The organism is Vibrio sp. L85 (assembly GCF_963871815.1).
Taxonomy (GTDB): Bacteria; Pseudomonadota; Gammaproteobacteria; order Enterobacterales; family Vibrionaceae; genus Vibrio; species Vibrio harveyi.
The window spans coordinates 126,888-146,390 of sequence record NZ_CAWMYL010000246.1; the positions used below are offsets into that span (position 1 = coordinate 126,888).

The following is a 19,503-nucleotide window of genomic DNA, read 5'->3' on the forward strand; positions in this document are numbered from 1 at the left end:
CATGACAACACTACCAACCACAATGAAAGGTGTTCTATTGACCGGTCACGGCGGACCAGAAATGCTGGAATACCGCCAAGATATTCCTGTCCCAACGCCAAAAGAGAACGAAGTGCTGATTCGTGTATCCGCAGCGGGCGTGAACAATACCGATATCAATACGCGTATTGGCTGGTATTCAAAAGGCGACAACGACAGCGAGGATGCAAGTTGGAGCGGCAATGCACTGGTTCTTCCACGCATTCAAGGCGCTGACGTCTGTGGCGAGATCGTTGCCGTGGGTAGTATGGTAGATGAACGCCGCATAGGTGAACGCGTTCTAATTGAGCCTTGCTTAAGCGATGTAAATGGCGAAACCATTAATCCACCTTGGTACTTTGGCTCAGAATGCGACGGTGGATTTGCTGAATACACCGTGGTTTCAGCTACGCACGCATACAAACTAAACACGAATTTGAGCGATGTAGAGCTTGCGTCTTTCCCATGTTCGTACTCAACGGCAGAAAACATGCTCACGCGCTCTCGTGTTGCCAAGGGAGATCGTGTCTTGATTTCTGGTGCTTCCGGCGGGGTCGGTTCTGCAGCGATTCAACTTGCCAAAGCACGCGGTGCCATCGTTATTGCCATCACAAGTCCAAGCAAAAATGAACAAGTGCTAGAACTGGGCGCAGATGAAGTCGTGCCACGCAACGCAAATCTTGTTGAAGCACTTGGCAACAACAGCGTCGATGTGGTGATTGATTTAGTTGCTGGCGACCAGTGGTCACAGTTTCTCGATGTATTACGCCCGAAAGGTCGCTACGCGGTCTCAGGTGCCATTGGCGGCGCGATGGTTGAGTTAGATGTGCGCACTCTGTATCTCAAAGATCTCAGTTTCTTTGGTTGTACCGTCCTTGAACCTGAAGTGTTTGGAAACTTGGTTCATCATATTGAACAAGGCAACATCAAACCATTGGTCGCGCAGACTTTCCCACTTGAAGACATCAACCAAGCGCAAGCGGCATTCCAAGAGAAGGGGCACGTAGGCAAGATGGTCCTTACCGTGAAGTAATACTGATGATGAAGCAGTACTTATGACGAAACCTGAAGAGATATCATATATGTAAGCTATCTCAGGATGAAGATCGGAAAGTAGACTCCAACATGAAAACGGTAGGTTTTGTTTGGCGATGCAACTCAAACACGTACTACCGTTTTTAAGTTCCCGCTTATCTGCAATGAATTTTTAGAGCAAAAACAAATGCTGATAAGGTGATTGGCGCATGTATTGACCCCGAAATCTCCAATCAATTAACTGATTAACGTCAACTCCCCCTTTATCAATTCAAAGCAGTACCCCGCTCAAATCAACAAAACAACGACCATGGCTAACAGGCCACCTTGATAGGTTTTGGTTAATCTTGCTACACACAAAACAAATAACGAAAAGCAGGTAGTTATGCAAGGTGTTACTAATGTTTCTCCTATCAGTCGACCAATCATCTCTACACCAGTTACACAAGCACAAAATCAAGGTCAACTCGGTGGTTTGAGTGTGAGCACACAAACACCGTCAGATGCGATCCGCAATATGATGCTAGAACGTCTTAATAACGTTGCAGCAGCCAACCCAGCACCGATCAGTTCATTATCTCTGAAAAGCGCGACACCAGAACAAAGTGCAGAACCTAGATCAAGGCTACAAAACTTTAAAACAGCAGTACAAACTCTAGGCGATCGTATTTTGCATGCTCTGGTCAGTACGAAAACCGCTTCGTTACGCAATTCAGTAGCAAAACATAACGGCGAGGTAACCATGCAGCTCTCCCAAGTAACGGGCAGCATCAAAAACGCCATTTTGAAAGACACCAATACCTCTGGCGGATGCTGTGAAGCACTCAGCGCACATTGGATGAAGGCAAGAGCGGAAGGTTCTAATTTAGGGGAGCAGTTATTTCAATCAGGAACAGCAAGCGATAAAGGCAAGTTGAATAAAGAGACAATGCAGTCCGTCGCGCAACTGCAAACCGATGGCATGCTTGGCAATCACCAAGAAACTATCACAGAAGGTTGGTTAAGAAGCAATAACATCGAATCGCCTTATAGAGAACTCGGTTCATTATCACGCGTGAGTGGGCAAACAAGCCGTGGCAAAAATGGAGCGGCAGAACTCGCTGCGAAGATCGTTGATAATGGTCCTAAAACATCACTATTTAAGAAGATTGGTCTGGAAGGACCAAGTAATGCACATGCCGTTGCTGCGGCTGTAGATGGGGATAACGTGACGTTCTTTGACCCTAACTTCGGCGAGTTTTCTTTCTCAAGCAAAGAAGATTTCACCAACTGGTTTACTCAGGATTTCTGGCATAAATCAGGCTACGACCTACCAAAATTTGGTTTATCCGGAGAGTTTAGCATCGTCAACTTGGAGGCTAACCATTAATGACAACCACATTCGAGTACCTAGTTAGCAGCTTTTTTGAAAAGAATGGTCTAGAGAGCCCAATCGTAAAAGATGGCATTTACAGTCTGCTTATCAACGAAAAATATCAACTTCACTTCACGCATCAGAATGAAGAGTGGATGGTCCTATATGCAGAGCTGGGTGAGATGAACCCAATATCAGAGCAACTGGCAAAGAGCAATATCTTTGGTGAATATTGGCCTTCTCACGTTGTTTCTCATCAAGAAAACACCGCAGTTTTATGGTCTCAACAACCTATTGCGATGCTTAATGTGGCAGCATTAGAGGCATGGGTAGAGTGCTTTATTCAGGACCTTATCGAAAAACAGGCTGCGATTTCTGATGTGGATCCAACCCCAGAAAACACTCAGCCAACAAATATCCGACCGCATATGATCTCAGTGTAAATACACCCAAATAACCTTGAGATGCTAACTTCAGCGAGAATGATTTGGGTATAGACTTAGCATAAGTAACGCCCGCGTGATTGGGCGTTACTTATTCGTGGATTGAACGCGGCAACACCAGATTGCCTTATCTCTTTTACCAATACACAGGACTACCCAAACCTTGCACGCAAGAAGATGTGCCTTGAGTTGGCGTCAACTCACCTGTAAATGATTGTGCCAACCAACCATGTGGAAAGCTCAAGACATGTGGCGCTTTGAACTGCTCCTCGGAGACTTGTTGGAACCCAACGCGCGAATAGAAGTTAGGATCGCCGTAGGTAAATACCAACTCAATGCCTTGCTGTTTTAAGTGTTCCAGACCAAAGTTGATCAAGGCTTGTCCTACGCCTTTTCCTTGGCATTCTGTCAGAGTTGCCATTGGTGATAACAGATAACCTACTTCACCACTCTCAAAGCGTAGTGGCGTAAACAACACACCTGCAATTAAACGTTCACCTTGTTTAGCCACAAAGCCTTTTAGCTCCTGTTCTGGGGTTGTTGTCAGTAAGTCACCGACGAGCGAGCCGATGGTTTTGCCTTCTACTTCGCCTTCAGAATCAGAAAAGGTTTGAGTAAATAAAGCGATCATCTCGCTGCTCATTACTCTCTCGTAAGGAGAAAATGTGTAGTTTGTTTTTTGTGTGTTTTGATTTGTTGTTTCGTTCATTTTTCTATCAATCTTTTTGTAAGATATACATCTGATACGCCACTTCGTTACGACGGCGTTTAACGATATCTAATTCAACTTGTATGTCTTTTAATGCTTGCGATTCCAGCATCTCAGCTTTCAAACTTTGCACACGCTCATCTAAAGGAACGTAGTAGTTATCCCATGCCTGTTGGCTAATTGGGAACGTCTCTAGCGCATGGTATCCCGCTACATTTGCTTGCTTAATTCGCTTCTCGACACTGCCCACATCTGGGTACTCTTTCTTCCAGAACGCCACCGTATCTTCACTTGGAGTCTCGGTGTTCCAAACCAAATCGCTCAGCACTAAAATACCACCTTCTTTAAGCAATGGACGCCATGCTTTGAATGCGTTCTCCACGCCCATGATGTATGCACTGCCTTCTGCCCAAATGACATCGGCCGAGCCTTCTGCAAACGGGAGCTCTGTCATGCTGGCACACACTGTTGTGATCTTGTCCCTTAAACCGAGAGTTTGAGCTTTGCCTTTCAGGCGCTGCAACGATGGTTCGTCATTATCAACAGCAGTAACATGTGCGTGTTGAGCCAGCGTGCGAGTCGCGATACCTTGTCCACAGCCGATTTCCAGAATTTCATCAGGTTGCGTAGGTAGCATACTCAATGCCTTCAAGGTGTCTTGCTCTGCTCCCGGCCCCCAAAATTCCAAGGCTTCATATACGCGGAAGAAGTCCGCCATGTAATCTTCATGAGTGTTCATATCTTTTGATAACCAACGTAAGTGAAGGGCCTCTTTCTCGCTAAAACCTTGCGTCATAAGCCATTTCAAGTGCGCATCCGGTGCAACTTCATCCAACGATTCATGCCAATCGGTTAACGGTGTTTCGCCCAGCAGCGCCGCCAAAAGCTGACGTGATTTCTGCTTTTGCTCAATCTCTTCATCGAGGAGCCTGAGCCTTTCTAGCATCAATTGGCGATCTACTTTAGCTTCCAGACAGGCTTTACACTCCTTGAGCGTCAGTCCGCCGCTTTGCAATTGCTGGATCAAACGCAAGCGTTGTAGATCCGCATCGCTATAAGCGCGGTAGCCGTTGCTTAACCGTTGCCCTTTGATGAGCTCAATCTTCTCGTAATAGAGCAATGTGGTGCGAGACAAACCCAGCATCTCTGCCAGTTCCGATATCCGATACATGTAATTTTCCTCAGCGCTGATGAAAGCATCTTAAACTGTAGAGTTATAGACAGGTCAACATGAATTGTAGGAAAAGATACGATCAAAGATAAAACGCGGAGAGAAAAGCATCAGGTTACTAAAAGGTAACTGGTTGAATTAACACTCTTGGTCTCCATATCCATTTTATAACTCGAAAAAGTAAGGTCTGCTTTATGGAATCAGTAATCAAAATCGATGTAGTTTCAGATGTGGTTTGCCCTTGGTGCATCATCGGCTACAAACGCTTACAACAAGCAATTCAAGAGCTAGGATTGGAAGACAAAATTGAGTTGGAATGGCAACCGTTCGAATTGAACCCAAACATGCCAGCAGAAGGAGAAAACCTACGCCAGCACCTAGCGAATAAATACGGCACAACACCGGAAGACAGTGTTCGTGCACGTGATAACCTGACTAATCTAGGTAAAGAAGTGGGGTTCGACTTTGATTACTTTGATGACATGAAGATGGTCAATACGCGAGATGCGCATGTACTGCTGCAATGGGCGGAGCAATTTGGTAAGCAAACTGAATTGAAGTTAGCCCTGTTTACTGCGTTCTTTGGTCAACGCAAAGATGTCTCTGACCGAAGCACACTGGCAGCGATTCTGACTGACATTGGTTTAGATGCAAATATGGGCATCGCCACCCTAGACGATCCAAGTAATGCTGACTCTATCGAGTATCAAGAAAGCCAATGGCATCAACTTGGCGTGAGCTCAGTACCAACAGTGGTGTTCAATATGGAAAGTGCTGTGACAGGCGCACAACCAGTGGAAGTGTATAAACAAATCCTAACAGAGTATGCGGAGAAGTTAGGACAGTAAGGTTGAAGACTCGCGAGATAGGCATATCGTTCACTTCGATACGCCTATCTATGTATTTACTTACAGCTTGGTATCAAGGTCTGATACATGGTTTTAAAACCTCGCAAAGACACGTCTACCTTTTCAACTTTTGGTGCATCGCCTTTCAACTCAACCTTCAGCGAATTTGCTTGGTAAAAATCATTAAGTTGCTCGACTGGCACTGTAGCCCAATGTGTCTTTCCTTTGATCCAAACATCCATAGTAAACGCTTGTCCATTGTCTAATGATGCTTTCGCTGCGTAGCCCAACTCTTCTCGTAACAAGCCGTTAAAAAAGAGTAAGTTCACACCTTCTGTCGTGCATCGCAATGCAACAGTATCAACGTTAGCGTCACTTCTGACACTTGAAACCCCAAGGATGACAGCTTCGCCGGTATCAAAACTCTTAGATTCGTAGTGTTCCCAATCTTGATAGGTGTTAGTCAGTTCCAAACCTGCATTTGCGCTAAATGCGACCGCTGCTAATAATCCTATTAGTCGTTGTTTTTTCATCTCTTTAACCTAAACCTCAACCACGCTCTGACTTCTACTATCACGTGGTTGAAGCCTTTACTTAATTGGTAACACGATTATTTAGCTGTGTTTTCTGGTAATAACACTGCTTCAAAACGTGTCGCTTGATTCAAGAACTGACGCATAATTGCATCCACTTTCTGTTTGCTTGCTTCACTGTTTGCTCTACGTTGTGCTTGAATCAATCGTGGGCTATCGGTAAGAAGGTACGATTGCTCCATCGCATTTAACATCCCTAAATCAGAACGTAGATAACGATCAATCTGATCATCGCGTTGCAGCAGTTTGTTTTCTAATACTTGTTCATCAGCCCCTGTTTCAGCCACAGAGTTCAACACCGAATGAGTCAGAGAGATCAATTCATCCACGCGCTCAGGTGCACAAGTGAATAGGATTCGCCCTTCCGCTTGAGGGCTATGAATATCTTGCCAGAACCAACTCGCTACACCATAAACACCTGAGGCCTGCTCACGAAGTTTAAGGCGAAGTTGCTCCTGAACCAGTTCTCCACTGAGCTCCAAATAGTAAGCATTGTCAGGTCGCCACTGTGAATCTTGAGTTAGGTAGATTTCGACTTCTGCCCTCGGCTCTTTTGAATCTGGCGTGCTGTAACGTACTTTTGGTGAAGACGCTTTCACTTCATAGTACTCACGAGAAACTTCTTTTACCTTGATTGAAGCAAGGTAGCGCGCAGCCAGCGATTCAATTTGAGCCGCAGATATGTCACCCACAACGAAATAGGTATAGTCCGTTTTGCCCGCAACATACTTCTGATACACCTCGCTCAGGCCTTGAGCTGTATAGCTTGCAGCATGTTCCCCATTGTCGCTATAAACCGTAGGAATATCAGGGAAACGTAACTCTGAGACTTTGCGAACAAATCGATCTGCACCATCAAATCGAGCACCATTAAGTTTTTGCGCCATCTCAACTTGATACTCTTTCAACGACTTCTCCGAAATAGGGCTTGCGGCTAATTTAAGATGAAAAAGCTTCAACATTTTTTCGAAGCTCTCAGTCTTCGCCCAACCAGAGAATCCTTGTTGGTACTCATCGACGAGTGTAGACATCACCACTGGATTGCCGCGGAAAATAGTTTGAATATCCGCCTGAGGTACAACGCCCACTCCGGTATCATCCACTAAGCTAACCGCCGTTTTTAACGCATGATAATCTTGTTGAGGAATTGAGCGCGTCCCACCAGCAGTAAGCGCTTTAAAGTGCACCTGACCCGGATTGCTATCACTATAACGGTAAACCAATTTGCTCCCGTTACTTAGGCGATACTCAGTGATTCGGTGCTCCGCCCACTTTCGTTCTTGCTTTACGCTCCCCACTTTCGGATCGACCACAGGCAATACGGCTTGGCTTTCATCAATAAACCACGGTGGTTGCTGCTCTTGCATCGTGGTTTGCCATACTCCTTCTACCCATTTCTCATCTAGTTTTGGCTTACGCTTATCAGAAGGTTGGGTTAACAAAATCAATCGTGACTTAGGTGCGATGATCTGCTTGAAAGCATCATTCACTTGTTGTGGCGTAATGCGCTCTAAGAAGTACTTGTTAAGCTGATAAGCTTGTTCCTTGTCGATCAAGGTTTGTCCACTTGCCGCTGACACCATTAAGTCGCCAGCAAGATCGATGCTATAGTCTTTTTTGTCTTTCCCTCTTTCAATCACACCTTTCAAGCGGCTGATTTCACCGTTGATCTCTTGCTCAGAAAAGCCATGTTGAGCTAGCTGAGAAACAAACTTAAATAAGCCCTGAGTTGCTTGCTCATACTCACCGTCAACCAACTGTAGAGAGAACACTGCTTGCGTCGTTTCTCTTCCAACATTTGATGAATAGAAGTTTGCCGCATTAACTACGTTGTCTTCATCTTGTTCCCAACGTTGCAAACGTACATTGAGCAAACGAGTCGCGATTTGATGTGCAAGATCATCTTGGTAGCGTGCGTAGCTGAGATCAGGCTTGAACTCAGAAAAGAAACTGACTTCAACGGAAGGTGATGAATATCCCTCTTCAGAAACCGTGTCGCTGCGCCAACCCTCGATGAGCGGAATACTATAATCTACTTTTTCCAGCGGCGTATCTGGCGTGCGGTCATGACCTAGCTTACGCGAAATGAGTTGTTTCATTTGCTCAGTGTTGACGTCACCCACGATGACAATCGACATATTGTCCGGGCGATACCACTTGTTATAGAAATCAGCAACACGATATTTCGAGACATGTTGGATGGTATAAGGATCACCAATTGGGTCACGAGTTACGTATCGGGAACCGGCCATCTCAATCGCACTCTTCTTATCCCCTAAACGCAACATTGGTCCCAATCGAGCGCGCCATTCCTCCAATACAATGCCACGCTCTGCGTCTAAGTCGCCTTTCAGCATGGTGACATTACTTGCCCAATCTGACACAACATCCATCACCAACTCGAGAGTTTCTGGATTGTTGTTTGGAAGATTCAATGTGTAGACGGTGTTCTCAAAGTCCGTAAAAGCGTTGATGTCCACGCCAAACTTCATGCCCGCTTCTTCCAAAACCTTGATTACTTCGTTCTCGGGGTAATGCTTGGTGCCATTAAACGCCATATGTTCAACAATATGAGCAACACCACGCTGGTCATCTTCCTCGTTCATTGAGCCAGCATTCACAACCAGACGAACGTAGACCCGCGATTCAGGATTGGTGTTTTCTGCTATGTAATAGCTCAGCCCATTTTCTAGTTGCCCAACGTCCGCACGACGATCAAAAGTCAGTGCTTGTGTAAGATCGAGGGACGACTCCACCGTTTTATTTGGCGCAAGTACCTGACAAGCACTTAAAAAGACGCTGCTTGTCAGGATCAGTAATTTATTAATCTTCATGAATATTTGAACGATTGAGTTTGAGTACATAAGGTGATCTGATTTTGTTCTTCAGCCCCACCTTCACGATGAGAGACTTCTACAACATGTGTCTCTGGTAACTGCTCTGCCATAACCGCGCGAATAGAACGATAACTTTCAGGATCAAGTGCTGACATTGCCTCATCTAAGAACAACCACTGCGGTTTTTGAACTAGACTTCTCGCTAACATTATTTTCTGAAGCTCGCCGCCAGAAACGCTTTGTTGCCAGTTACTTTGCCGATCCATTTGTTCAGCAAACTTCGCAATACCGGCTTGATTTAATGCATCGATGAGCACATCGTCAGAGACTAAACCGCCGCTTGGATACAATAAGATTTCGCGTAATGTTGCGTTCGGCAAATACGGTTTCTGAGGAATAAACATACACTCGCTGTCGTCAGGCATGCTGATGTCGCCACTTTGATATGGCCATAAACCCGCAAGCGAGCGAATAAAGGTACTTTTACCACCGCCAGAAACACCTTTAATAGTGATGCTTTGATGAATAGATCCGCTTTGTTCAGACAACAAAGTCTGCTGGTTCGGAGAGAACAAGTTGAGATCGCGCCACTCCGGTTGTTTTGATAATGGTAGAGCGTTAGTAGTCGGTAACATCTCTAACTGAGTGTGGAAAGTAATAAGACGATCAGTGACTGCACGCCAATCTGCGACCTCTTCATAAGAGTCAACAAACCAACTGAAGGCTTCTTGTACTCGGTAGAAGCCAGTCGCAGTTTGCATCATATCGCCCAATTGAAGTGCGCCGCTCATCAAGCGCGGCGAAGCGACCAAATATGGAAAAATACGCGCAACTTCGTTATAGCCACTCGTGAACGCGCCGTATTTTAGCTTCATACCTGTAAGTTGCTGCCAGTTGTCCCAAACCTTGCTAAACAGATTTTGTGTGCGATAGTTTTCAGCAAGTTCACCACGCTGTAATGCAATGGATTCAGCATGTTCACGCACTCGCATCAAATGAAAACGAAAGTCTGCTTCACTTTTTTCTTGTTCAAAGTTAAGTGGCACCAAACGTTTTGCGATCTTGTGTGTTAACCAAGTACCGACGATAGAGTAAATGATAGCAACCCAAACCATGTAGCCCGGAAGCACCCATTCGCTCCCAGCAAACTCAAACGTAAAGCTGCCAGACAGGTTCCACAAGATGACCACAAACGAGAACAGACTTGTCACAGTTCGAAGTAAACCAAGTCCCATCTTTAAAGTATTATCGCAAAAATCCTTCACATCCTGAGAGATACGCTGATCTGGGTTATCACTGTCTGGATAGGTCAGTTGATGTCGGTACAAACGCTTTCCACCCAACCATTTTTGTAAAAATGCATGGGTTAACCACCGACGCCAACGGATCCGCAATGTTCTGCGTAAATACTCCTCGGCCAAATCAACAACCGTGTAAACCGCCATGATCAACACAAATTGACCCAGCATATTCCAAAAGTTATTCCATTCTTCGTTTTGCATAAGATTGAAGAAGTCACGGTTCCAGTTACTGTAAAGAACCGCTACCTCAACGATCAGATAATTTAAACCGACGACTAAGCCCAAAAGCAGCCAAGCAATGCGCTTTTCATCACTACGCCAATAAGGGTGTGCAAGTGACCATACTTGCGCGAGGAAAGGTTTGTCTTTTAAAGACAGGGGAGAATGGTTAGACATGTTGCACCAAAACGACAAGGCAACCAGCAGCCAAAACTACTGGTTACCCTTAATCAAACAAAAGAAAATAGATTAGAATTCGTAACCTAGCTCTAGCCAGAACTCACGACCTGGAGAGAAGGTTGCGTTGCTAGACGTCGAAGATAATCCCTTCTGGCGAACATCATCTAATACGTTAAGTACATCAATTTGAATGTAACCAGAGTGAGTGCCGTACAAGCTTGGTTGGTAACGTAGGCGAGTATCCCATTGAGTGTGAGTACCGTGATCATAGCTGTAGTACATCTCGATACCTTCAGCTGAATCCGTTGAGTACTCGGTGTCTTTCACTGGTGCTTTAATGTACACTTTGTTCGCCCAAACAACGTCATATTCAGGTACAGCCATATCAAGACCTAGGCGAATGATCCACTCTTCTCCACTGCTGTTAACTTGACGTTCCGCTTCTTTACGAGTCATCAATTTACCGTCGAGATAAATAAGGTCATTATCGTTGTAACCATTGCCAAGAGTAGACTCATCAGTCTTAGTCAAATCTGCAGCCAAGGTTGTTGTCCAGTAAGTCGGACCTAATACCCAAGGCTTAATGTTTCTTGCTTGAATCGTGTATACATCTACGTTGTAGCTTTCAGTATTCACGTAAGAAACAACTTTAGAGCCGCTTCCACCGAGTTCTTTCGCTCGAATTCGATCTTTGTAATTACGGCTAACATAGTTAGCTGAGAGCACGAAGTTATCGATATTTTGAGTTACCCCAAACGTCACTTCATCTGCATGCGGGGTCTCTAGGTTGTTCAGAGACGAGTAATCGCGTGATGTATCTTTGTTAAGCTCTTGAATCTCACCAGTCAGCTTCATCATAGCAAAAGAACGACCGTAGTAACGGTTTAGACCGAAGCTAACATTGGTATCTCTCGTTACTTGCAACGAAGAAACAAAGCGCGGTGCCACGTTGGTATTCTCTAAAAAGTCGTCGCGATCAACTCGGATACCCGGGCGAAGCGTCAAATTACCAATTTGGATTTGGTCCTCAACATACAGCGCGTAATCTTGGTAGTCAGTATCAACCGAACCAGCATTTAGCGTTTCAGCAGATCTATTGAACTCCACACCGCCCCAAGTCATAAGCGTGTTGATGTTTACATCATGATCACGATTAAACTTGAAGTCTGTTTTGCGGTAATCAGCACCCAATGAGATTAAGTGTGTTAGCGGACCAGTTTCAATTAAATCAAAGTCATAGGTAAGCTTCAGATTAATATTCTGCTGAGTCATTTGACTATCACCGTAACCGCCTTCGTAGTATTCAAACGAAGGATCAAATTCGATATAAACGTTAGCATCGTTTGATGATGAGTCTCTCTCGTCTCTGAATTTGTCGTAAGCTGCAGTTGCTGAGAAAGAACCTGCACCAAGCTTCTGTGTCCATTTGATCGTTGAACCGTATGCTAAGTGAGTATCCGTTACATCCCCTTCGGTGTTGGTAGCATAGTATTTACCTTCACTGTAGTCAGACAAACGCAAGCCAAACTCTAAACTATGATCCACATCTGGCGTCCAGTTGAAGTTCGCCAAAAAGTTATCAGAGCGACGAGTGTGATCTTGTTTGTCACGCTTACCTGTTGGGTTCAAAAGTCTTGTTTGCTGGATATCAGAATCTCGGCGGCTAAAACCAAGCACCATACCAACTTCATCAGTTAGCGCTTGCTCAGCCATCACGCTAAAGAAATTCTTTTTGTATTTAGGCTGATATGTCGCGTCAGCGCCAAGTGGCTCAAGACTCTCAGTAGCCGCTTTTACATGATCATCAATATGAATAGAAGCCCAATCAGACTGTGTACCTCTATAACGAAGTTTTACTCGATTCTCACCGCTGTATTGGCGAGTTTCAGCAACAACAGCACCTCCGGTAAAACCACCTAGACTTACTGGAACATCACTAGTGTATGTCGTAATTCCCGACAAAAGGTTTGCATCAAAGAAATACGCTTGCTCAGAACTTTTACTTGGGTTTACCGCCATTGAGCCATCGAACAATGAGTGACTAGGGTCGATATCGTTGTTTACATTAATACCATCTAGCAGATAAGCCGTTTGCTCAGGCTCAGCGCCATTGATCGATATTGACGTAGGCTTAATCTCACCACCTTGTAAACCATCTAAATCACCCCCAGCAAAACGAACATTTGGGTTGTCTTGTAGGTAGTCAGTTAAGTTGCCGTTAGATGAAGGAGTGTCTTTAATGTCATCAGCATCAAGTGTTTGTTTAGTTGAAAGCTCATCATCTCTTGTGTCTGTCACATTTACAGTTAGATCAGATGGAGTTTCGGACGGCGTTTCCGTTTCTGCATAAACGTTAGATACGGAACATAGCGACGCAATGGTCGCTGCAAGCAAAGTTTTATTGAAAGGGTGCATTGTAAAAGCTTGTAAGTGATAATTGTTATCATTAATGCTATCAACAAGTCATTCAACAAGTAAATCCCACTAACAGCTGTGATAAGCACAGAATAATGTGTTAGATACCTTGTTCCATTAATAAATAGATAACATTCACTCAACCTATAAAAACAAGTCTAACTCTCTCAAATCCCTTATGCGAAAAGAGCCAAATGAAACTAAATCTCATTTGGAATAAAATGTCGAAAACAAACAAATACGCAAACATTCCGTTAACATGAGTTTTTTATAAAAAAATCATTTTTGTTAACGCAATCGATAAAATTGAAAACGCGTAGTTATAACAATAATTTCTGACAACTCATTTTCCATCTGAGTTCATTTATTTTTTAATTAATTAAAATTCAGTAATTTAACTCAAAAAACCAAGAGTGGAGTAAAAAATAACGCTTCACTTCCAATTAAAAACAATTATCATTCCCAAGACTTTAAGATTATTCGTTAGAATAAAACCAACCAAAAACAGTACTCAAACTGATGATTCAACCTCGTTTTACACCTTTAGCAATACTCTCACTTTGTCTGCAAAATACAGCTTTTGCAGAATCAAACACTGCCCAGCACCTTCAAGAGCAAGTTGGTAATATCGAATTATCATCTTCGGAGCAAAAAAAGGTCGAGAGCATTGATGACCAAACACAATTGCAACGTGAAGTGGTAAGAAACCTCGACCACGAAATCCGGTTACAGTCTCGCTACCAGCAGCAGCTCACCAAACAGCTTCAACAACTGGAAAATGCGATTCAAAACTTAGATGGCAAGATGGAGAACATCCGCCAAACTAAAGTGAACTTGTATCCGTTATTAGAGCAAATGACGACGACGCTCAAGGAACTGGTTTTAGCGGATATCCCTTTTGATAGAGATTCAAGACTTGAACGGGTACAGCAACTGACATCAGAGCTAGATAACCCTCAACTGACCGATGCGGAAAAACTCGAACGCATCCTTATCGCTTATCAAACCGAGCTCCAATACGGGTCTCAAGTAAAAGCTTGGTTTGGTCGATTAACACCTAATCAAGAAGTTCAATACCTGAGAGTTGGCCGTCTAGGTTATTACTACCTATCACTTGATGCTGCAACTGCTGGCGTATGGCAATCAGAAAGCCAACAATGGATGACATTATCAGTGGATGAGACCAAGCAGGTTGAGCGAGCACTTACCGCGTTCAACAGCGGCATGACCTACCCTGTTCTTACCCTTCCAAAGGCGCAGTAACCATGAAAAACTTCCTCTGGAAACCAAACTATTCACACCTGTTGAGTGCCATTTTACTGGTTATTTTTAATATTGCTCCAGCAGTAGGTGCCAATACCATCGAAGAACGTAGCGGAAGTGACACTCTTCAAGAAATTTTTAAGCGTGTAGAACAAAGCAGCAAAGAAGACATTCAACGTTACAAGCAATTAAAATCACAAAAAAGTCATCAGCTTCAAGAGGTTAATGGGCAGGTTGAATCCCTACAACTCAAGCTGCAAGAGTTGAATTCAAGCAATGCGAAGCTTGAAGAAGCCATTATCGCACTTCAAGAAAAGCTAAGTGACAAACAAAAACAAGTGCAGCTTGCACAGGCGGATATTGAAGAGGTTATAGAGCTGACATCTGCGCAACAAAACAACTTTATCTCTAACAATAAACCTCTCGCTACATGGTTTGAGAGCCAAACACTCTTACCTGTTCAGAAAAATAATTTCAGTATCGCTTCTATCAATAATCTCTGGCTTGCGATGATCCAACAAATCTCTGCCTCCAGCCGAGTAAACGTTGTAAAGGGAGAGATACTACTTCCCAACGGAAACATTGAAAAAGCACCGGTTCAACTAGTGGGGGCATTCAGTCAGTTTTCGCAAGATTATGGTTGGTTGAAATTTGATGGTGCTCGTCAACAATGGCGACAAGTCTCACCACAACCGCAGCTTGATATCACACAAGGACAATGGGCAGTCGATCCAAGTTTTGGATTTGGTTTTGATGTTTTAGCGAATCAACCGAAATGGTACGAGAGCTACTTGGCTGCAGGCATGGTTGGTGTGCTTATTGTTGTTCTAGCCGTAATTGGCTTTTCTATCGGAATTGCTCGCTTGATTACTTTGACGAAAGAAAAGCAGGCGGTAAAAAAACAAGCGAGTCAGTTGGATGAACTTTCAGAAAACAACATGTTAGGTCGTGTACTCATGCAACTGAAAAACTGCAATGCTCATCAGCAAATGGAAGATGTAGTAGATGCAAACGTGAGTCGAGAAATGCCTTGGCTGCACAGAGGTATAGGTACCTTAGCCGTACTAGCAGCCATTGCTCCGTTAATGGGATTGCTCGGAACCGTTGGCGGCATGATTGAGACCTTTTCAGTGATCACCTCTCAAGGCGTCACAGATGGAGAACTGCTTTCTGGCGGTATTGCTGAGGCACTACTCACGACCAAGCTGGGACTTCTGGTTGCCGTTCCTCTGCTCATCTTGCATTGCTTAGTTAAAACTCAAGCTCAGCAACTTGCAGAAATCATAGAGCATCAAGTAACCAGTTTGGTTGTAGATATTCGTTATGGGAACCAAGGAACATGCTAGAGCAAGTGCTCGCTGCACGCTTACCGATGGATCACCCAATTATGTGGTCTATCGGCTTAGTTTCACTTGTTATGTGGGGTCTCATCCTACATTGTTACTTGCGTTTTCATACCTTAAAGAGCACGGACTTAAACACTCAGTTCTCGCAAAAGATCAAGCAATACTCCGGTATTCAGGACAACGAGCGCCTCTACCTTGAAAATGGATGGTTAAGCGAGATTAGACAACACCTCAGTGTTGGACTTAATGAGATACGTCTTTTTGTCCGAATTCTGCCAATGCTTGGGTTACTCGGCACAGTGGATGGCATGATGACCTGTTTTGAGCAATTGAACAGCGATGATGTTCTAAACGCAGTGTCGGAAGGCATCAGCCAAGCGATGCTCACCACACTAGCAGGATTGCTCGCAGCACTGTCTGGTATGTACCTAGCTTACAACCTCAAGAGACAGCAGGAAAAACTTTTAGTCCACTTCGCCAATCAATGGAAATCCTATGAAAATTAAATCCTTCACAGATAGAGAAGAGTCACCTCAAGTTGACCTTACTCCTTTGATCGACGTGGTTTTTATTCTGCTGATCTTTTTTATTTTATCGGCGAACTTTCAAAAAGAGTCGACGATGGAAGTCGATAGACCTAGTGCATCCAGCTCATCATTGAAACCAAAAGCAGAGACCATTTCGGTGAGTGTCGATCGCGATCATAATATTTGGTTTAACGGACAAAACGTCAACCTCAGCCAGCTTCAATTCCAAGTAAAAGCTTACTTGGTCGATAAGAAGCCAACCAATGCGATCGTGAATGCCGACCGAAGCTTAGATACGGGAACGCTCATTTCCGTCATTGACACTTTACGCTTATCAGGGCTAAACAATGTTGCTATCGCTACCAAAGAGCAGTAAATCAAAACTGCTAGGTATATTGGCAGCTGCTGTATTCATCAACTTACTATTGGTTGCTCTCCTGCACCTTTTGATATCAACGCCTAGGGCAAAACCAGAGCGCAGTTCAAACCAGATCTATGTCCAAACAATCACGTCGCACAAAAAGCCCAAGGAGCTTGAGGTTACTAAGCCTGTCGTGGTTGCAAGCGCGCCTACTTCAGCTCCTGCTCGTCCTGCGTTAGTTGACTTTACCATCCCAGATATGGACAGCATGGTCACGTTGCCGGAGGTTACTTTTAAACCCAGTGATGAAATAGATGTCCATTTAACTTTTGATTTTTCTTTTTCGGGAGCGGGTGTTCATCAAGGCAGTCAATTTCAATCTCAGGTTATGATGGCAAAACCCACTTATCAGATTGCCCCCAAATACCCGACGAAAGCCAAGCGAAACGGTATTGAAGGGCACATCACTTTCTCTTTGTTAATAAGCCAACAAGGTAAAGCAATACAGTACAAAGTGGTTGAAGAGTCTCCGAAAGGCGTTTTTCTTCGCTCATCATTGCGCTCCGTAATGCGCTGGAAGTTTGTTCCTCCACAATCTGGAGAACAATGGCAACAAGTTACATTGAACTACAGCTTAGAGGACTAAATAGTGAGATTTACAGCCCTGCTCTGCTTAGCCTTTCTCAGCTTTACAACGCATGCACAAGTGGACATTGAGACATTTGAGCAATACCAGAAATTAAGCCGTTTTTTGGAGCGTGACGACTTCGAGATAAATGCCTTTGCACGATTTCACGATAACCACCAAGGTAGTAATGCGGAAACTCAAGAACTGACAAAAAGCCTTTATTTACAAGCTTGCTTAAAGCTAGAAATGTTGTCGTGTGCCCTCGACAGAACAAACGAATTGCTGACACTAACAAGGAATTCCGCTAATCGTGAACAACTCCTTCGTCTCGCGGTGCAGCTCAATTATCAAAACCAACGTTACCTCGATGTATTGAGCCAATTCGCAGTATGGCAAAAACTCTACCAATCAGAGTTGGAAAAAGGACAAGTCAAACTGACGGACTCACTAATTGCTGAGGTTAGCACCATCGCAGGACATAGTGCTTATCAGCTTGAGAAGTGGCAAGAAACTGCAACCATTATGAAAGCTGCAGTAAAGCTCGACGCTACGCAGCAACGTTATCAATTACTTTTAGCAAGCTATCAACGATTAGAAGCATTTGAAAAAGAGTATGCCTTGCTGTTGAAAGTAACCGAGCTCTATCCAAACCAAGATAAATTCTGGTCGCGTTTGGCTCAATCACACATTCACTATGGGCAGAATGCGAAGGCAGTTGCCTCACTTCTCGTCGTTAAAGATTTGCATAAACTCACTGAGCCGCAACGAATTCTTCTTGCGCAGCTGCAACTTGAAGCTAAAACTCCAGCTCTTGCTTATCACACTTTGAGTGAATATACGCCTTCTTCAGAATACCAAGAGAAGGTCAACAAGTTGAAACTTCACGCGCTGCTAAAATCCCGTCAGCGTGATCAGGCAATTAAGTTGTTAGACTCGTTATCTCAAGCAAGTTCATTAGCCATCAAAGCACAGCTGGCTTATTCAGAACAACGCTGGGAGCAAGCCGTCCCGCTATTAAAGCAACAAATTAAGCAGCAACCAGAGAACCAGAGGTGGCAACTGCTTAAAGCAATTGCTCATTTTGAATTGCATCAGTACCGACAAGCAAAACCATTATTGGAATCTTTACTTGGAGGCAAGTTTGACAGCTCTGCCAAACAATGGCTGATTCAAATCGATTATCTGAATAGCGATTAGAACAAAGCTCGAAAGACAACGCCCGTAATGCTCTCACATTACGGGCGTGTTGCTTTCTATCAGTGACTCAAGGATGCGCTATTTCACCAGTCCTTGTTCCACCAACTTAGGGAATACGTTATTGCGAAAAATCGTGCTTATCGCGATGTCATCCACGTTTGAAGAATCTATCCATTGGCACTCTTCGATTTCGTTACTGGCAACCACCTCGCCCGAGTAATCGCTAACGAAGAACACATCCATGACCAAAGTAATGCCGTCTTTATCGTGCGCTGGTGCTTCAAATCGCCCAAACAATACCAAGTTCTCTTCCGTTACCTTAATCCCCACTTCTTCATGTAGCTCGCGACATAATGCTTGCTCTGAAGTTTCACCACTATCAAGTTTGCCACCTGGCGCGTAGAAGGTGTCTTTGCCTTTTGAACGTAACACCAGAAGTGCGCCGTTTTTAATGATGATACCTGCTGACTTATGCATATTGTGCATCTTGCTTTCCTTCTAAGCGTTAGAGAAACTTCTCAATCAGAACTTCATTGATATACTGACCGTTAATCTTGGCGTGCTTCTTTGCCGTACCAACTACTTCAAAACCATGTTTTAGATACGTGGCAAGTGCGTTAGGGTTGTCTTCTCTCACATACGCAAACAGCTTTTCATAACCTTTCGATTTCGTATCAGCAAAGGTAGCGGTAAACAGAGCCGAAGCCACACCTTGGCGACGATATTTTGCATCAACGAAGGTACCGATAATACCAACGTGCGCAAACGCCTTGGTATAACTCGCGAAAGGCTCTACGTTTTGGAAACCCAGCACAGTGCCCTCTTCTTCACTCTCATCGATTGGGTTCAATGCCACATTAAATACGCCCATTTCAGGAAAGCTCTCAATAAAGCTTTCTTCCTCTTCTGTCGTAAAGGTGGTATCGAGAATCGTATATAAGCCCTCTTCGATAATTGGGTTCAACACTTCGGTAATGCCTTGAGCGTGTTGTTTTTGAGCGTTCTTAACTATCACTTTCATAATATTTTTCGTTCTTTTTATATGGATGAAATTAAGG

The 19,503-nt window shown here is 44.1% G+C and carries 18 protein-coding genes; 10 read left to right on the plus strand and 8 right to left on the minus strand.

What is annotated here, in order from left to right; translation table 11 throughout:
- Position 1: 1 nt before the first annotated feature.
- The 3 genes from AACR11_RS27425 (at position 2) to AACR11_RS27435 (ending at position 2,850) form a co-directional block, all read left to right on the plus strand.
- Positions 2-1,051 carry an alcohol dehydrogenase family protein gene (locus AACR11_RS27425; RefSeq protein ID WP_017189507.1) on the plus strand — a complete coding sequence of 350 codons (1,050 nt, stop codon included), beginning with the start codon at positions 2-4 and terminating at the stop codon, positions 1,049-1,051.
- A 387-nt stretch (positions 1,052-1,438) separates the two neighbouring features.
- Complete coding sequence (locus AACR11_RS27430) at positions 1,439-2,422, plus strand: YopT-type cysteine protease domain-containing protein (protein WP_017189508.1); 984 nt, start codon at positions 1,439-1,441, stop codon at positions 2,420-2,422.
- On the plus strand, positions 2,422-2,850 hold the full coding sequence (locus AACR11_RS27435; RefSeq protein ID WP_017189509.1) for a CesT family type III secretion system chaperone: 429 nt from the start codon (positions 2,422-2,424) through the stop codon (positions 2,848-2,850). Before AACR11_RS27430 ends, AACR11_RS27435 begins: the two co-directional genes overlap by 1 nt.
- Before the next feature lie 136 nt (positions 2,851-2,986).
- On the opposite strand, the gene AACR11_RS27440 is transcribed toward AACR11_RS27435, so the two are convergent.
- Positions 2,987-3,559: a GNAT family N-acetyltransferase gene (locus AACR11_RS27440; protein WP_029788416.1), complete on the minus strand. Its 573-nt coding sequence runs from the start codon at positions 3,557-3,559 to the stop codon at positions 2,987-2,989.
- Between the two features lie 7 nt (positions 3,560-3,566).
- A complete protein-coding gene (locus AACR11_RS27445) occupies positions 3,567-4,730 on the minus strand; it encodes a MerR family transcriptional regulator (RefSeq protein WP_029788415.1) in 1,164 nt (387 codons plus the stop codon).
- 194 nt (positions 4,731-4,924) lie between these two features.
- On the opposite strand from AACR11_RS27445, the gene AACR11_RS27450 reads away from it, so the two are divergent.
- Positions 4,925-5,578: a DsbA family oxidoreductase gene (locus AACR11_RS27450; protein ID WP_029788414.1), complete on the plus strand. Its 654-nt coding sequence runs from the start codon at positions 4,925-4,927 to the stop codon at positions 5,576-5,578.
- A 56-nt stretch (positions 5,579-5,634) separates the two neighbouring features.
- Here the strand turns inward: AACR11_RS27450 and AACR11_RS27455 are convergent, their stop codons facing one another.
- The 4 genes from AACR11_RS27455 to AACR11_RS27470 all read right to left on the minus strand — a co-directional run bounded on the left by AACR11_RS27455 (position 5,635) and on the right by AACR11_RS27470 (position 13,123).
- Entirely contained in the window at positions 5,635-6,111 is a 477-nt protein-coding gene (locus AACR11_RS27455) for a hypothetical protein (protein WP_029788413.1), read from the minus strand.
- A 77-nt stretch (positions 6,112-6,188) separates the two neighbouring features.
- Positions 6,189-9,005 carry a M16 family metallopeptidase gene (locus tag AACR11_RS27460; RefSeq protein WP_029788412.1) on the minus strand — a complete coding sequence of 939 codons (2,817 nt, stop codon included), beginning with the start codon at positions 9,003-9,005 and terminating at the stop codon, positions 6,189-6,191.
- The gene (locus AACR11_RS27465; protein WP_029788411.1) at positions 9,002-10,705 is read right to left on the minus strand and encodes an ABC transporter ATP-binding protein/permease; all 1,704 of its coding nucleotides are present in this window, start codon (positions 10,703-10,705) and stop codon (positions 9,002-9,004) included. Before AACR11_RS27465 ends, AACR11_RS27460 begins: the two co-directional genes overlap by 4 nt.
- Before the next feature lie 72 nt (positions 10,706-10,777).
- Positions 10,778-13,123 (minus strand): TonB-dependent receptor plug domain-containing protein, encoded by a 2,346-nt coding sequence (locus AACR11_RS27470; protein WP_029788410.1) that lies wholly within the window; start codon positions 13,121-13,123, stop codon positions 10,778-10,780.
- Positions 13,124-13,642: 519 nt separating this feature from the next.
- Between AACR11_RS27470 and AACR11_RS27475 the strand changes: the two genes are divergently transcribed.
- Genes AACR11_RS27475 through AACR11_RS27500 form a run of 6 tightly spaced genes read left to right on the plus strand, consistent with a single transcriptional unit; the run spans position 13,643 to position 18,445 of the window.
- Positions 13,643-14,386 (plus strand): DUF3450 family protein, encoded by a 744-nt coding sequence (locus tag AACR11_RS27475; protein ID WP_029788409.1) that lies wholly within the window; start codon positions 13,643-13,645, stop codon positions 14,384-14,386.
- 2 nt (positions 14,387-14,388) lie between these two features.
- Positions 14,389-15,732, plus strand: coding sequence for a MotA/TolQ/ExbB proton channel family protein (locus AACR11_RS27480; RefSeq protein WP_029788408.1), 1,344 nt, complete (start codon positions 14,389-14,391; stop codon positions 15,730-15,732).
- Positions 15,726-16,238: a MotA/TolQ/ExbB proton channel family protein gene (locus tag AACR11_RS27485; RefSeq protein ID WP_009697090.1), complete on the plus strand. Its 513-nt coding sequence runs from the start codon at positions 15,726-15,728 to the stop codon at positions 16,236-16,238. Before AACR11_RS27480 ends, AACR11_RS27485 begins: the two co-directional genes overlap by 7 nt.
- The gene (locus tag AACR11_RS27490; protein ID WP_029788407.1) at positions 16,228-16,635 is read left to right on the plus strand and encodes an ExbD/TolR family protein; all 408 of its coding nucleotides are present in this window, start codon (positions 16,228-16,230) and stop codon (positions 16,633-16,635) included. The genes AACR11_RS27485 and AACR11_RS27490 overlap by 11 nt, the downstream gene beginning before the upstream one ends.
- 19 nt (positions 16,636-16,654) lie before the next feature.
- Positions 16,655-17,266, plus strand: coding sequence for an energy transducer TonB (locus AACR11_RS27495; protein ID WP_223295784.1), 612 nt, complete (start codon positions 16,655-16,657; stop codon positions 17,264-17,266).
- 3 nt (positions 17,267-17,269) lie between these two features.
- Positions 17,270-18,445, plus strand: a complete 1,176-nt coding sequence (locus AACR11_RS27500; RefSeq protein ID WP_223295785.1) for a tetratricopeptide repeat protein — start codon at positions 17,270-17,272, stop codon at positions 18,443-18,445.
- A gap of 78 nt (positions 18,446-18,523) precedes the next feature.
- Here AACR11_RS27500 and AACR11_RS27505 read toward each other — a convergent pair whose 3' ends face one another.
- Entirely contained in the window at positions 18,524-18,922 is a 399-nt protein-coding gene (locus tag AACR11_RS27505) for an NUDIX hydrolase (RefSeq protein WP_029788404.1), read from the minus strand.
- Between the two features lie 28 nt (positions 18,923-18,950).
- On the minus strand, positions 18,951-19,466 hold the full coding sequence (locus AACR11_RS27510; protein ID WP_029788403.1) for a GNAT family N-acetyltransferase: 516 nt from the start codon (positions 19,464-19,466) through the stop codon (positions 18,951-18,953).
- Between the last annotated feature and the right edge of the window lie 37 nt (positions 19,467-19,503).

Coding starts and splice junctions, on each gene's coding strand:
- AACR11_RS27440 (WP_029788416.1), bottom strand. CDS start 3,559: ATGAACGAAACAACAAATCAAAACACACAAAAAACAAACTACACATTT.
- AACR11_RS27490 (WP_029788407.1), top strand. CDS start 16,228: ATGAAAATTAAATCCTTCACAGATAGAGAAGAGTCACCTCAAGTTGAC.
- AACR11_RS27475 (WP_029788409.1), top strand. CDS start 13,643: ATGATTCAACCTCGTTTTACACCTTTAGCAATACTCTCACTTTGTCTG.
- AACR11_RS27480 (WP_029788408.1), top strand. CDS start 14,389: ATGAAAAACTTCCTCTGGAAACCAAACTATTCACACCTGTTGAGTGCC.
- AACR11_RS27430 (WP_017189508.1), top strand. CDS start 1,439: ATGCAAGGTGTTACTAATGTTTCTCCTATCAGTCGACCAATCATCTCT.
- AACR11_RS27435 (WP_017189509.1), top strand. CDS start 2,422: ATGACAACCACATTCGAGTACCTAGTTAGCAGCTTTTTTGAAAAGAAT.
- AACR11_RS27510 (WP_029788403.1), bottom strand. CDS start 19,466: ATGAAAGTGATAGTTAAGAACGCTCAAAAACAACACGCTCAAGGCATT.
- AACR11_RS27470 (WP_029788410.1), bottom strand. CDS start 13,123: ATGCACCCTTTCAATAAAACTTTGCTTGCAGCGACCATTGCGTCGCTA.
- AACR11_RS27450 (WP_029788414.1), top strand. CDS start 4,925: ATGGAATCAGTAATCAAAATCGATGTAGTTTCAGATGTGGTTTGCCCT.
- AACR11_RS27455 (WP_029788413.1), bottom strand. CDS start 6,111: ATGAAAAAACAACGACTAATAGGATTATTAGCAGCGGTCGCATTTAGC.
- AACR11_RS27445 (WP_029788415.1), bottom strand. CDS start 4,730: ATGTATCGGATATCGGAACTGGCAGAGATGCTGGGTTTGTCTCGCACC.
- AACR11_RS27485 (WP_009697090.1), top strand. CDS start 15,726: ATGCTAGAGCAAGTGCTCGCTGCACGCTTACCGATGGATCACCCAATT.
- AACR11_RS27505 (WP_029788404.1), bottom strand. CDS start 18,922: ATGCATAAGTCAGCAGGTATCATCATTAAAAACGGCGCACTTCTGGTG.
- AACR11_RS27425 (WP_017189507.1), top strand. CDS start 2: ATGACAACACTACCAACCACAATGAAAGGTGTTCTATTGACCGGTCAC.
- AACR11_RS27465 (WP_029788411.1), bottom strand. CDS start 10,705: ATGTCTAACCATTCTCCCCTGTCTTTAAAAGACAAACCTTTCCTCGCG.
- AACR11_RS27460 (WP_029788412.1), bottom strand. CDS start 9,005: ATGAAGATTAATAAATTACTGATCCTGACAAGCAGCGTCTTTTTAAGT.